The following is a 12,869-nucleotide window of genomic DNA, read 5'->3' as shown; positions in this document are numbered from 1 at the left end:
AGCCGCGAAATCTATTCCTGATTCCCAAGGTGATCGAATAATGGATATGCACCAACTCAGCCTGACCGACATCAGCCGTGCCCTGGCCGCCAAAGAATTCTCCGCCAGCGAGCTGAGCAGCCACCTGCTGGCCCGCATCAAGGCGCTGGACCCGCAACTCAACAGCTTTATCAGCGTCACCGAAGAGCTGGCCCTGAGCCAAGCCAAGGCCGCCGATGCCCGTCGCGCCAATGGTGAAACCGGCGCGCTGCTGGGTGCGCCAATCGCCCATAAAGACCTGTTTTGCACCCAGGGCGTGCGCACCAGTTGCGGCTCGAAGATGCTCGACAACTTTATCGCGCCCTACAACGCCACAGTGGTGGAGAAACTCGCCGACGCTGGTTGCGTAACCCTCGGCAAGCTGAACATGGACGAGTTCGCCATGGGCTCGGCCAACGAGTCGAGTCACTACGGCGCAGTGAAAAACCCCTGGGATCTGACCCGCGTACCCGGCGGATCCTCCGGTGGTTCGGCCGCCGCCGTGGCCGCGCGCTTGTTGCCGGCCGCGACTGGCACCGACACCGGCGGTTCGATCCGCCAGCCCGCCGCACTTACCAACCTCACCGGCATCAAGCCGACCTACGGCCGCGTCTCGCGCTGGGGCATGATCGCCTACGCCTCCAGCCTCGACCAAGCCGGCCCACTGGCGCGCTCCGCCTCCGACTGCGCCTTGCTGCTGCAGGCCATGGCCGGTTTCGATCCGAAAGATTCCACCAGCGTCGAGCAACCGCTGGATGATTACCTGGCCGCCCTGAACTTGCCGCTCAAAGGCCTGCGCATCGGCTTGCCGAAGGAATACTTCGCCGCCGGTCTGGACGGTCGCATCGCCGCCGCCACCTTGGCAGTGGTCGAGGAGCTGAAAAAACTCGGCGCCACGGTCAAAGACATCAGCCTGCCCAACACCCAGCACGCGATTGCCGCCTACTACGTGATAGCCCCGGCCGAGGCCAGCTCCAATCTGTCGCGCTTCGACGGAGTGCGGTTTGGCTATCGTTGCGAGAACCCGCAAAACCTCGAAGACCTCTATAAGCGCTCGCGCGCCGAAGGTTTTGGCGATGAAGTGAAGCGGCGCATTCTGGTCGGTGCCTACGCGCTGTCGGCCGGCTACTACGACGCTTACTACCTGCAAGCGCAGAAGATTCGCCGCCTGATCAAAAACGATTTCGTTGCCGCCTTCCAGGAAGTCGACGTGATCCTCAGCCCGACCACGCCGAACCCGGCCTGGAAGCTCGGCGAGAAAAACAACGACCCGGTCGCCCAGTACCTGGAAGACATCTACACCATCACCGCCAACCTCGCCGGCATCCCCGGCTTGTCGATGCCCGCAGGCTTCGTCGATGGCTTGCCGGTAGGCGTGCAATTGCTCGCGCCGTACTTCCAGGAAGGCCGCCTGCTGAATGTCGCCCACCAATACCAGCAGGTCACTGCCTGGCACACCCAAGCCCCGACTGGCTTCTGAGGACGACGCATATGCAATGGGAAACTATCCACGCACTGCTCAGTACCAGCAGGTCACTGCCTACTACACACAAGCCCAAGCCCCGAGCGGCTTCTGAGGAGCACTGACATGCAATGGCAAACTGTGAATGATCGCTCTGGAAATCCACGCCCAGTTCAGCACCAGCAGATCACTGCCTGGTACACCCAAGCACCGACTGGCTTCTGAGGACGACACACATGCAATGGGAAACCGTTATAGGCTTGGAAATCCACGCCCAGCTCAGCACCAAGTCGAAGATTTTCTCCGCCAGCGCCACCACCTTCGGCGCCGAGCCCAACACCCAGGCCAGCCTGGTTGATCTGGGCATGCCCGGCACGCTGCCGGTACTGAATGCCGAAGCGGTGCGCATGGCCTGCAAGTTCGGCCTGGCGATTGACGCCCATATCGCCGAACGCAACATTTTTGCCCGCAAGAACTACTTCTATCCCGACCTGCCCAAGGGCTACCAGACCAGCCAGATGGATCACCCGATCGTCGGCAAGGGCTTCCTCGACATCACCCTCGAAGACGGCACGGTCAAGCGCATCGGCATCACCCGCGCACACTTGGAAGAAGACGCCGGCAAGAGCCTGCACGAAGATTTCCACGGTATGACCGGCATCGACCTCAATCGCGCCGGCACCCCGCTGCTGGAAATCGTCTCCGAGCCGGATATCCGCAGCGCCAAAGAGGCGGTCGCCTACGTCAAAGCCATGCACGCCCTGGTGCGTTACCTGGAGATTTGCGACGGCAACATGGCCGAAGGCTCGCTGCGTTGCGACTGCAACGTCTCGGTACGCCCGGTCGGCCAGGCCGCCTACGGCACCCGCGCCGAGATCAAGAACGTCAACTCCTTCCGCTTTATCGAAAAAGCCATCAACCATGAAGTGCAGCGGCAGATCGAACTGATCGAAGACGGCGGCAAGGTGGTACAGGAAACCCGCCTGTACGACCCAAACAAAGACGAAACCCGCTCCATGCGCAGCAAAGAGGAAGCCAACGACTACCGTTACTTCCCCTGCCCCGACCTGTTGCCGGTGGTGATCGAGCAGAGCCTGCTGGACGAAATCCGCGCCAGCCTGCCGGAGTTGCCGGTGCAAAAGCGCGAGCGCTTCGAGGCGCAATTCGGCCTGTCCGCCTACGACGCCGACGTCCTGGCCAGCACCCGCGAACTGGCCAACTACTTCGAAGCCGTCAACGCCACATGCGACGACGCCAAACTGGCCGCCAACTGGGTGATGGGCGAGCTGTCCAGCCTGCTGAATAAAGACAGCCTGGAGATCGACCAGTCGCCGGTGACCGCCGAGCAACTGGGCGGCATGATCCTGCGCATCAAAGACAACACCATCAGCGGCAAAATCGCCAAGATGGTCTTTGAGGCCATGGCCAATGGCGAAGGCAGCGCCGATCAGGTGATCGAAGCCCGCGGCCTCAAGCAAGTTACCGACAGCGGCGCCATCGAATCGATGCTGGATGAAATGCTCGCCGCCAACGCCGAACAGGTCGAGCAATACCGCGCCGCCGACGAAGCCAAGCGCGGCAAAATGTTCGGCTTCTTCGTCGGCCAGGCGATGAAAGTCTCCAAAGGCAAAGCCAACCCCGGGCAAGTCAACCAGCTGCTGAAAAGCAAGCTGGAGGGCTAAGCTCACAGCGTCATCACACAACACAACGCCGGGCATGCCCGGCGTTGCACTTTTAGGAGATAGGCTTATGTGGCGCGCACTGATTATCAGCAGCTTGTTTGGCCTGCTCAGCGGCTGCTCCTGGCTGCCCTTCGGCACTGACCAGGGCGGCTACAGCGCCGAAGGCGAGGCGTCTTATTACGGCGCCAAACACCAAGGCAACCGCACCGCCAGCGGCGAGCGCTTCGACCAGAACCAACTGACCGCCGCCCACCGCACACTGCCCTTCGGCACCCGCGTGCGGGTCACCAACCTCAATAACGACAAAAGCGTATTGGTGCGCATCAACGACCGCGGCCCCTACGCCCGCCGCCGCATCATCGACCTCTCCCGCAAAGCCGCCCAACAACTCGACATGCTGCGTTCAGGCGTAGCACCGGTGCGGGTGGAAAGTGTCGAGTGACAGCGGGCCATGCCGCTGATTGATTCAACGTAGCCTCACCAACAGAGTCATTCGAATGCCCTGCACTAAGTGACTTCTGGCACCGGTATTGGGCGAACTTCAATCAGCTCAATCTGATAGCCGTCTGGGTCTTCGATAAAGGCAATAACCTCTGGCGCAGCAGACTTGATGGCACTGAATATCATCGGCCCAGGCTCGCGCAATACCTTCACCCCCTGCGCTGCGAGCGCTGCGCAGGTTGATCGCAACTCGGCTACGGCGAGCCCAATATGGCCAAAGGCTGAGCCCAGTTCATAACCGCCACTATCCCAGTTGTAGGTGAGTTCAAGTACCGCTCCGGCGTGTTCGGCGCCATAACCAACGAACGCCAAGGTGAAGCGTCCGGCGGGATATTCCTCCCGGCGCAATAAGCGCATGCCGAGCAACCCGCAGTAAAACGCCAGCGAACGCTCAAGATCCGCAACCCGCAGCATGCAATGCAGCAAGTGATAGGGCTGCACACTGCAGTCAATGCCTTGAAGTGATGTCATAACCGCTCCGGGATTTTGGACGGCAAGCAAGCGGCGAGATATTTCGCCACTTGCTTGCCGGTTGACCTTACTCAGCCCTGAGCGATGGCCTCACCCAGTTGCGCATTGGTCAGCGCCGAGCCGGCAATCCCCCAAGCCCCGTCCACGGCATGTACGACATTGATCCAGATGTGCTCCTTGGGCTGCTTGCCGCCCGACAGTTCATGAATGATGTTGGTCGCCTCCTCGAAGTAGCCCTGCTGCACCTCACGACTGGCAAACGCAAAAGAGGGCACCTTCCACTCGATAAAAACCACCGGCGTCTCCTTAGATCCGGAAAAGGTGTTTTCCATGCTAAGCACATGGATAGCGCCCACAACATTGGGAGTCATGACCGAGTTACCGGTCAATCCGTGCCATTTCAACATGGCGTCTGACAGGCGGGCGAAGGCGACTTTCTCGCTGCCGCTGGGTAAAACGCCTTCGGTGACTGTAAGGGTAAGAGGCATTGCAGTACTCCTGTAAACGGATGAGTTCGTCGCTCCAGCGACCAGAACGGCAGTTAAGATAACGACCGCTATTCGAATATACATAACGATCGTTACTTGACCAAGTATAATTTCAGCTCATAAACCTCAAGCTATGGGTGAGTCCGTGTCTCGATCCGCACAAAAACTACAAACTCGCCAGCGCATCCTCGAGGCGGCGGGGCGCGGCTTTCGCCAAGGTGGATTTGGTGGCATAGGTGTCGATGGCTTGGCGAAAGAGGCCGGAGTCACCTCCGGTGCCTTCTATGCGCACTTCGACTCCAAGGCCGCCGCGTTCCGTGAGTCCGTCGGGCAGGGTATGTCGGACCTCAAGGACGGCGTACGCCATTTCCAGACAAGCTTCGGGCCGGCCTGGTGGGCAGAGTTCGTGCATTTTTACTTGGGTGCCAAGCGCAAGTGCGAGCTACCCGAAAGTTGCGCCTTGCAAAGCCTCGCCCCCGAAGTAGCGCGCTCCGATGCGACAGCCCGGGCAGAGTTCGAGGCTGAGCTGCTTGCGGTCGCGACTCTAGTCGCAAACGGGCCGGCAGCCGCGGACGCACCAGCCGATGTCGGTGCGGCAATGGCCGCCCTGGCCACGCTAGTCGGCGCGGTCACCCTCGCCCGAGCGGTGAGCGATACGGCGGTGGCCGAGCAAATAACGGACGCAACAGAGCGCGTACTGCTGCCGACTCAGACCACGGCGGGCATCTAGGGGGCGCTCTCAATCAGGCCAGCCATATGACGACTGATACAAGGCTCAGCATCGACTGGTAGTTTCTTGCCAGTCGCTCATACCTAGTAGCGATACGGCGTTACTGCTTCAGTTTCTGGAAAAAACGCTCCACTAGATTACGTGCTTTGTAGATATGTCGATCCAGCTTTCGAGGCTTCAGACGACTCCCTCTTGAGGGGATGACGGCTTCAGCCCCACTGCGCTGTATCAACTCCACGAAGGCGTCTGAGTCGTAACCTTTGTCTGCCAATACCGCTTCGGGCGTAAAACCTTCGAGCAACGCTTCGGCTTGGCCATATTCAGAGGCTTGTCCGGGCGTCAGCAGCAGGCGTACAGGATTCCCCAGGGCATCGACGACCGCATGAATCTTGGTGCTTAGTCCGCCTCTGGACTTGCCCATGGCTTCGGCGTCCTGACATGTTTTTTTGCCGCACCATGCTGATGAACGCGCACTATGCTGCCATCCACCATCAGGTGTTCTAGGTCAGCGTCAGCCGCAAGCGATGCCATGATCTGTAACCAAACACCCTTGCGTGACCAGCGGTTATAACGCACATAGACCCGATGCCAGTGACCGTAGGTTTCAGGTAGATCCCGCCAGGGCGCGCCAGTTCGGGCAATCCAGAGTACGACCTCTACAAACTGGCGGTTATCGCGGGCGGTCGCGCCTCGGTCGCTGGCTTTACCCGGCAGCAGTTCCTTGATGCGCTCCCATTGATCGTCACGCAGCCTATAGCGGCCCATCAGTTGCCCCAAATAGACCAAGGGTATCGGATGGACCTGCTTAGCTCAAATGAGAACGCCCCCTAGGGAAGCACTGATTTATTCTCCACCTTCGAGCCAAATTGCGAAAATAGCCTTTGAAGCCATGGCTAATGGCGAAGGCAGCGCCGACCAGGTGATCGAAACCCGCGGCCTCAAGCAGGTCACCGACAGCGGCGCCATCGAATCGATGCAGGATGGAATGCTCGCCGCCAACGCCGAACAGGTCGGGCAATACCGTGCGGCAGACGAAGCCAAGCGCGGCAAGATGTTCGGCTTCTTCGTCGGCCAGGCAATGAAAGTTTCCAAAGGCAAAGCCAACCCAGGCCAGGTCAACCAGCTGCTGAAAAGCAAACTGGAGGGCGAAGCCCCAGCGGCATCACGCGACACAACGCCGGGCATGCCCGGCGTTTGAGTGTCAAATGGAAGACAGCTCACAAGCATAACCCCTCCCAACATCGACACCCACCAACAAGCCATGATAGCGTTGCCGCGCGCCAGAAATGGGGCAAGTCACGACTAAAATTAACCAACCAACATCCATTGATATGCTTGAGCGCACAACTTATGCATGCATGGACGCACAATTAAAATACTATCAAGGAAGTAACCATGAAAATCTTAAGCGCCTCAATCTTAGCACTACTAGCAACAGTCAGCCAAACAGCATTAGCCGAAAGCATATTAGTATTAAAAAGTGACAAAGGTGACTACATTGGCGGCGGCATTAACAGCACCTACACTGACAAACTTACTACATTTAAGTATTCCGGAAATTACAACAACGGCATTACTGTAAACATCAACACCGGAACAACATCTTGGTGGACATTAAACCTAGCAGCCCCAAACAATGAAAAATTAAAACCCGGATTGTATAAAGGTGCGGAACGCTTCCCCTTTCAAAAAACCACCTATCCCGGACTGGACTTTAGTGGCAACGGCCGAGGCTGCAACACACTGACCGGAAGCTTTAATGTGAGCGACGTTAGCTACGACACTGGCGGCACTTTGAAATCGCTAAGCGCTACATTTGAACAGCACTGCGAAGGGGCCGTACCGGCCCTGCGCGGAACACTAACCTACAACTTACACCCGGTAATTGGCGCACTAAGCATAGGCATGACCCCAATCAGCGCACAATGCACTAACAAGAGCACTGGCCAAAAGATAACATTCAAAACAACCACCGCTAAATTTAATTGCAGAGAGCACGGCCTAATTGCAAATAAAAATGATGAGATTGCATTAATTATTAGAGGAATCTCAAACTTAAGCGAGTAACACACGGCGGCGGCAAAAGCTGAGTGCAACACCTGACCTTTCCGGTACGGTGCTGCCCCTATGTCTTATACCGAACTCAGCGTTGAAGAACGCGCCACCATTCAAATCGGTCATGCTCAAGGCTTCAGCCTGCGCAGGATTGCTCGTCTGATCAACAGATCTCCCTCGACCATCAGCCGGGAGCTGCGCCGTAATCGAGATGCCTTCGGCGGCTACTCGGCCCGTGTAGCTCAACAACAGATGCAGGCCCGCCGCCAGGTTTGTCGACCGATGCGAAAGCTGTTGCCAGGTAGCGAGCGCTTCGAGTTGGTGGCCCATATGCTGCGTGAGCGTTTGTCTCCCGAGCAGATTGCCGGCAAGCTGCGCAACATGAACATTCCCAGCCTTAGAGATGCCTACGTCTGTCGCGAGACGATCTATAACGCGATCTATGCCTTGCCGGTCGGCGAGCTGCGTAAGGAGCTGATCATCTCTGCGCCAAAGCAAGACGACGCGCCGGCCGCGCTCTGGCGGCGTGGATCGGCGCGGCCAGATCCCTGAGATGATCAGCATTCATGTGCGCCCGCCGGAGATCGAAGACCGGCTGATGCCGGGGCATTGGGAAGGCGACCTGATCAAGGGTAAGGCCAACGCCTCGTCTGTAGGCACGTTGGTGGAGCGCACCAGTGGCTACCTGATGCTGGTGAAGATGAACGACGCGACGGCGACCTCGGCGATGGAGGGCTTCAGTGCAGCGCTCAATGGCATGCCGCTGGCGATGCGCAAGAGCATGACCTACGACCAAGGCCGGGAGATGGCTCGGCACGCCGAAATAACCCAGAAGACCGGGGTGGCGATATTTTTCTGCGACCCTCATAGCCCTTGGCAGCGCGGCAGCAACAAAAACATCAACGGCCTGATCCGCCAGTACCTGCCCAAGGGCACAGACCTGTCGGTTCACAGCCAGGAAGAGCTGGATGCCATCGCGCTGCAACTGAATATGCGTCCGCGTAAGCGCTTCGACTTCAAATGCCCGATCGAAGTCATGGGCGAGGTGATGCAGGAAGCTATGGCTATGCGGCATGATGCTCCGGCTTCAATTCAATAACCGTGTTGCACTCAGCTCCTGCAACCGCCAACACTATCTATTTTGCCCTTACGACGAGTCACTTGATTCGCTACGCTCACCCTTCGGGCCAGCCTGTGGCTGTTACTCCGCTTCGCTCCGTATCTCTTTGCTCGCGCAGAAAGTAACCAAAGAGACAAATTCGCCGGGAGCGCATTTGGACGGCTTTAGCCGGCCCGCAGGGCGAAGGCCATGGATGGTCTTCGCATAAGCGCGCCCGACATCCGGGTCAGGCTGCGCCAGACTCCCCTCGCTCCGGCACTGCTCAGAGGGCCGGCAAGACGGGCCATCCTTGACCCAACATGCCTCGTTTGGCATCCTGCCAAACGCCCCTTCTACACAGCACCTCCACTCGGCCTCCTGACGGGACATTTGGACCGAGTCGTCTAGCCGATATTTAATTGCCTCTGGCTTCACCAAATCAAAAGCCAACACCGTGCGGCGTTGAGCGAATCAAGCCGCGCCCGGACAACGCCCCTTTCAGCAGGCCCGAAGCGAGTAACGCAATCGTTGCGCAGTGGGTTGAGCGGCAGGCTAATTGGCCTAATACGGCAACCGCCTTGCCAAAACAACACCCCCAACTACAATTTAAAATTGAATCCAACCTCAACAATAACAACGAATCTACAAATAAACCTTGGCACATCAATCGACACTATAACTTACTTTCCTGGACGCCTTTCACCCCTATCTAACCGAGGAGCCACACATGAAAAAAATGACGCTATTAACAGTCATCTTGATGATGCTCTCCGCCCCCGTATACGCCAAAGAGGCTTTACGGATATTCGCCTGGGAAGGTTATGTCACACCGGCCGATTTAATTTCGGTAAACACGCTACTCGAAGAACAGGGCTATGACATAGAAGCGAAACTCATCGAGCCCTTCGCTTCGGGACCGGAACAGATGTTCGATATCATTAGAGGTCGCCAATGCGACGTTTCTTTTCTCACCCTCAATTACATAAACATGCAGGGCGAAAAAACCTCCAAGCAACTGCAGGCCATCGACAGCAAATCCCCCAGAATGCCTAACTACGCCAAGCTCATAAAAGGCCTGACCAACATTCCCATGGGCATGTCCGCACAAGGGCCGCTATATATTCCCTGGGGAGGCGGGGCCTACGGCATTTGGGCGAATATGAAAAAACTGAGCGACGCGGACTTACCACTGTCGGTAAAAGAGCTGTGGAGTGACAAATGGAAAGGCAAGTTATCCTTATCCAAAGGACAGATACAGCCAAATATAGCGATTGTCATGCTCGCCATGGGCAAACCACCCTATCATATAAATAATTTACTGACCGCTGGCAAAAGAACCGAGGCAATCGATTTCACCAACAAACATGCACAAGAACAAACCAACCTACTATACAAACAAGTGAAATATTTCTGGGATGGAGTTCCTGATTATAGCGACGACCTGTTATTGACCGCGAGCTATGGCGTAGAAATAGCGGCGGAAAACGCCAAAGGCGGGCATTGGCAATACGTGCAATTCAAGGAGGGCAGTACGGTATGGATGGACACCATTAACTTCAGCAAAGATTTAACCGGGAAAAAGCTCGAAGCGGCCGAGATATTCGCCAACTATTTTATCGGCAAAGAAGTTCAGACCAGGGTCGTCAACGGCCTGAGCATGGTTTCGGTAAGTACCCTGGTCGAAAAAAATCCATTGCTCGACAGCAACGCGGACTTCTTTTCGGCGCAGATGTTCTGGCCACCCTACGACAAGATCGCCGACAACATAATGAAGGGAATGTCGGACACGGCTATGGCCGCGGAGAAAAAGTAGGCGCATGGCAAAGTCGGCAGTGGGCAACCGCAGGGGGTTGGCGGAAGAGGCTGCGTGCTCGTAAGTCTGGGGACAGACCACGATTAACCGCCGCACATTTATCATCACTATCTATTTCGCCCTTAGATCAAGCGACACAAATGCGGCGCTCGGACACCGCGCAAAACAACAGCAAAAGCATCGCGGCTAAAGCCCCTCCCACGATGGTCCGCGAGCGTGCCGAGAATACCGTAACAGCCGCAGGCTGGTCCGAAGTCGAGAGCTACGAGTCAATCAACTCAACAACCGATGCGGCGTTCGGGGGCGAACATATGCGCCGATGGCACGACCGCATCGCGGATAAATCCGCTCCTACCAAAGCCAACATAGATGCCAATAAGCAGGGCATTGCGTATCCCCAGCGATGGCTTGACCTGCAGCCCGCCAGCCTGACAATATACTGTATATCCAGACAGCTAAAAATCAGGAGACCCTTGTATGGCCACCGCCAAATCCGCCGCCGTGAAATTACCCAGCTCATATGAGTTGCTGGCTACGCGTATCCAGAAAATCATCAACTCAACCAGCGCACAAAAGGCCAAAGCCGCGCTGATCTTCAAAGCCCCCGATGAAGCCGAAGATGACTGGGCGCAACTGCTCGGCGAAATTGCCGAGACCGACAACGTCACCCTGGCCCATCGCGACGATGGCGGCGTACAGCTGTTTTGGGTGGTGCCCAGCGACGACTAAAACCGCAACTAAGCCGCTGCCACTTCGCACTCGCTCATGCAAGCGCCGGCAAGGATCAAATCCGAAACGCTCCGACTTGCTGGCTCAACTCATCAGCCAGACGCTGAAGGTTCTCGCAGTCACCTTCACAACCGCGCACATCACTGACCGTGGCGCGCGCCAGATCGGCAATGCTATGGATATTGCGATTAATTTCCTCAGCAACACTGGACTGCTCCTCGGTGGCAGTCGCCACTTGAAGGTTCAGCGCGCTGATAATATCGATCTGGCCTGAAATAGCGGTTAATGACTGCCCCGTGCGCTGACTAGCCTCGACCCCGAAACCAGTCGCATCTTGCCCAGCTTGCATCGAACTGACGGCAGCCTCGGCGCCTTGCTTGAGTCGTTGGATCATGCTCTGAATTTCATCAGTCGAACTTTGCGTCCGGCCTGCCAGCGTGCGCACTTCGTCGGCCACCACGGCAAAACCTCGGCCCAGCTCACCCGCGCGTGCAGCTTCGATGGCGGCATTCAGGGCCAGCAGGTTCGTTTGCTCGGAAATTCCACGGATAACGGCCAGCACCTGATCGATAGATCCGACCTCCGCCGCCAACTTACCCACGGCTTCGGCGGCACTGCCAATGTCTGACGCCATTCGTTGTATTTGACTGGTTGAACTGCTGACCACCTTGCGCGCATCCAGCGACTCTTCACAAGCGCGGCCGGAAGCCAGTGCCGCGCTGCTGGCATTGCGTGCAATCTCTTGGACAGTGAGGCCCATCTCGTGCACCGCAGTGGCCGCCAATTCGGTTATGTCCTGCTGTTGGATGGCATGCTGGGAGGTGTTCCCGACCAGCGACATAACATGCTCCGTGGAGCTATGCAGTTGCTTACTGGTGCGCAGCACCCCCTCGAGCAGACCACGGAAGCTTTGCAGCATCGCCCGCAGACTAGCCAAAGCGCTACCCGCCGGTGCATCGGGAATATTGACGGTCAAATTGCCGGCGGCAATTTCCGTTAACACCTGATCCAATTGCTCGGCACTGCCTCCTAGCTGTCGGAGCAAATGCCGGCGACCGAGATAAATAAGCCCAACGACTTCGGCAATCAAGGCCAGTAACACCAGCAAAAACAGGTTCTGACTTGTATCGACATTCGCCGACGCTTGCGTCAGTGCAGCGCCGGTGCGCGCCTCAAGCAAGGCAAAAAAATCGTCCAACGGACGCATTATTTTGCCTTTGTATTGATGATACTCAGGGCTGTGCACTAAGTTTCTAGCGAGTTCCAGATCCGGCGGGGCTGTTTTGCTATACCCCCCCTGGTCGTCCGCAAACTTGCCTTTAACCGCGTTCATGGCGCGAACTTCGAGATTGACCAGCTCGTTTGAGTTAGCCTGCGCCTCGCTGAGCTTGGCAAACTCGGCAGCACTAAAACCAGCCTGTTTCATTAACTCCTGCAAGGCAATTGCCGGGCCGTCAGCGCGAGGGCTACTCTCACCCGCAGCGACGAAGTCCCAGTAAATACGGTGGTAGTTTTCCGGGCGTGGTGCCTTGCCATTGCGAATATCCAAAATGCGCAAGTACTCACGCTCATATTCAGGGTTGGCGGTAACTACATAGGTACGCCCAAGCCGGGTTAAATCATCCGAGCTCTGGCGCAATTCGTCGGCCAGCAAGTACGACTGATAGTTGTTTTTGCTGACCATTTTGATTTCGTTTGATGCGTTGCGCATCGCGTAAAAAGCGCTGATCAGCAATACAAAGGTCAGGCTGATCAGGGCGATCATGACCGATATTGCCGTGGACTTGTGAGCACGGGCCATAAGAAAACTCCTTTACAAGG

The 12,869-nt window shown here is 57.0% G+C and carries 10 protein-coding genes and 3 pseudogenes; 9 read left to right on the top strand and 4 right to left on the bottom strand.

All coding sequences use genetic code 11. The features are described from left to right. Positions 1 to 46 precede the first annotated feature (46 nt). The 3 genes from gatA to Q8R10_RS08000 all read left to right on the top strand — a co-directional run bounded on the left by gatA (position 47) and on the right by Q8R10_RS08000 (position 3,604). Entirely contained in the window at positions 47 to 1,498 is a 1,452-nt protein-coding gene (gene gatA / locus Q8R10_RS08010; protein ID WP_305652960.1) for an Asp-tRNA(Asn)/Glu-tRNA(Gln) amidotransferase subunit GatA, read from the top strand. A 218-nt stretch (positions 1,499 to 1,716) separates the two neighbouring features. Further along, positions 1,717 to 3,162, top strand: coding sequence for an Asp-tRNA(Asn)/Glu-tRNA(Gln) amidotransferase subunit GatB (gatB, locus tag Q8R10_RS08005; protein WP_305652669.1), 1,446 nt, complete (start codon positions 1,717 to 1,719; stop codon positions 3,160 to 3,162). A 67-nt stretch (positions 3,163 to 3,229) separates the two neighbouring features. Then, positions 3,230 to 3,604, top strand: a complete 375-nt coding sequence (locus tag Q8R10_RS08000; RefSeq protein WP_305652667.1) for a septal ring lytic transglycosylase RlpA family protein — start codon at positions 3,230 to 3,232, stop codon at positions 3,602 to 3,604. A 65-nt stretch (positions 3,605 to 3,669) separates the two neighbouring features. On the opposite strand, the gene gloA is transcribed toward Q8R10_RS08000, so the two are convergent. Both gloA and Q8R10_RS07990 read right to left on the bottom strand, forming a co-directional pair. Beyond that, a complete protein-coding gene (gene gloA, locus Q8R10_RS07995) occupies positions 3,670 to 4,134 on the bottom strand; it encodes a lactoylglutathione lyase (protein ID WP_305652665.1) in 465 nt (154 codons plus the stop codon). A 71-nt stretch (positions 4,135 to 4,205) separates the two neighbouring features. After that, entirely contained in the window at positions 4,206 to 4,622 is a 417-nt protein-coding gene (locus Q8R10_RS07990) for a 4-oxalocrotonate tautomerase (protein ID WP_305652664.1), read from the bottom strand. A 145-nt stretch (positions 4,623 to 4,767) separates the two neighbouring features. On the opposite strand from Q8R10_RS07990, the gene Q8R10_RS07985 reads away from it, so the two are divergent. Beyond that, positions 4,768 to 5,352 carry a TetR/AcrR family transcriptional regulator gene (locus Q8R10_RS07985; protein ID WP_305652662.1) on the top strand — a complete coding sequence of 195 codons (585 nt, stop codon included), beginning with the start codon at positions 4,768 to 4,770 and terminating at the stop codon, positions 5,350 to 5,352. 13 nt (positions 5,353 to 5,365) lie between these two features. Here Q8R10_RS07985 and Q8R10_RS07980 read toward each other — a convergent pair. Beyond that, a pseudogene (locus Q8R10_RS07980) lies at positions 5,366 to 6,117 on the bottom strand (IS5 family transposase). A 103-nt stretch (positions 6,118 to 6,220) separates the two neighbouring features. On the opposite strand from Q8R10_RS07980, the pseudogene Q8R10_RS07975 reads away from it, so the two are divergent. The 5 genes and pseudogenes from Q8R10_RS07975 to Q8R10_RS07955 all read left to right on the top strand — a co-directional run. Next, positions 6,221 to 6,550 (top strand): annotated as a pseudogene (locus tag Q8R10_RS07975) (hypothetical protein); the annotation flags it as partial. Between the two features lie 197 nt (positions 6,551 to 6,747). Continuing rightward, entirely contained in the window at positions 6,748 to 7,419 is a 672-nt protein-coding gene (locus Q8R10_RS07970; RefSeq protein ID WP_305652660.1) for a hypothetical protein, read from the top strand. Positions 7,420 to 7,479: 60 nt separating this feature from the next. Continuing rightward, a pseudogene (locus tag Q8R10_RS07965) lies at positions 7,480 to 8,506 on the top strand (IS30 family transposase). Positions 8,507 to 9,233: 727 nt separating this feature from the next. Next, entirely contained in the window at positions 9,234 to 10,319 is a 1,086-nt protein-coding gene (locus Q8R10_RS07960; RefSeq protein WP_305652659.1) for an extracellular solute-binding protein, read from the top strand. Between the two features lie 477 nt (positions 10,320 to 10,796). Continuing rightward, positions 10,797 to 11,048, top strand: coding sequence for a DUF1654 domain-containing protein (locus Q8R10_RS07955; protein ID WP_305652658.1), 252 nt, complete (start codon positions 10,797 to 10,799; stop codon positions 11,046 to 11,048). A gap of 55 nt (positions 11,049 to 11,103) precedes the next feature. Here Q8R10_RS07955 and Q8R10_RS07950 read toward each other — a convergent pair whose 3' ends face one another. Then, positions 11,104 to 12,849: a methyl-accepting chemotaxis protein gene (locus Q8R10_RS07950; RefSeq protein WP_305652656.1), complete on the bottom strand. Its 1,746-nt coding sequence runs from the start codon at positions 12,847 to 12,849 to the stop codon at positions 11,104 to 11,106. Positions 12,850 to 12,869: the final 20 nt, after the last annotated feature.

It is taken from the genome of Pseudomonas sp. (assembly GCF_030698175.1).
Classification (GTDB): Bacteria; Pseudomonadota; Gammaproteobacteria; order Pseudomonadales; family Pseudomonadaceae; genus Aquipseudomonas.
This window is presented reverse-complemented; position numbering and strand designations above follow the sequence as displayed.

Coding starts and splice junctions, on each gene's coding strand:
- Q8R10_RS07990 (WP_305652664.1), bottom strand. CDS start 4,622: ATGCCTCTTACCCTTACAGTCACCGAAGGCGTTTTACCCAGCGGCAGC.
- Q8R10_RS07970 (WP_305652660.1), top strand. CDS start 6,748: ATGAAAATCTTAAGCGCCTCAATCTTAGCACTACTAGCAACAGTCAGC.
- Q8R10_RS08000 (WP_305652667.1), top strand. CDS start 3,230: ATGTGGCGCGCACTGATTATCAGCAGCTTGTTTGGCCTGCTCAGCGGC.
- Q8R10_RS07950 (WP_305652656.1), bottom strand. CDS start 12,849: ATGGCCCGTGCTCACAAGTCCACGGCAATATCGGTCATGATCGCCCTG.
- Q8R10_RS07960 (WP_305652659.1), top strand. CDS start 9,234: ATGAAAAAAATGACGCTATTAACAGTCATCTTGATGATGCTCTCCGCC.
- gatB (WP_305652669.1), top strand. CDS start 1,717: ATGCAATGGGAAACCGTTATAGGCTTGGAAATCCACGCCCAGCTCAGC.
- Q8R10_RS07955 (WP_305652658.1), top strand. CDS start 10,797: ATGGCCACCGCCAAATCCGCCGCCGTGAAATTACCCAGCTCATATGAG.
- gatA (WP_305652960.1), top strand. CDS start 47: ATGCACCAACTCAGCCTGACCGACATCAGCCGTGCCCTGGCCGCCAAA.
- gloA (WP_305652665.1), bottom strand. CDS start 4,134: ATGACATCACTTCAAGGCATTGACTGCAGTGTGCAGCCCTATCACTTG.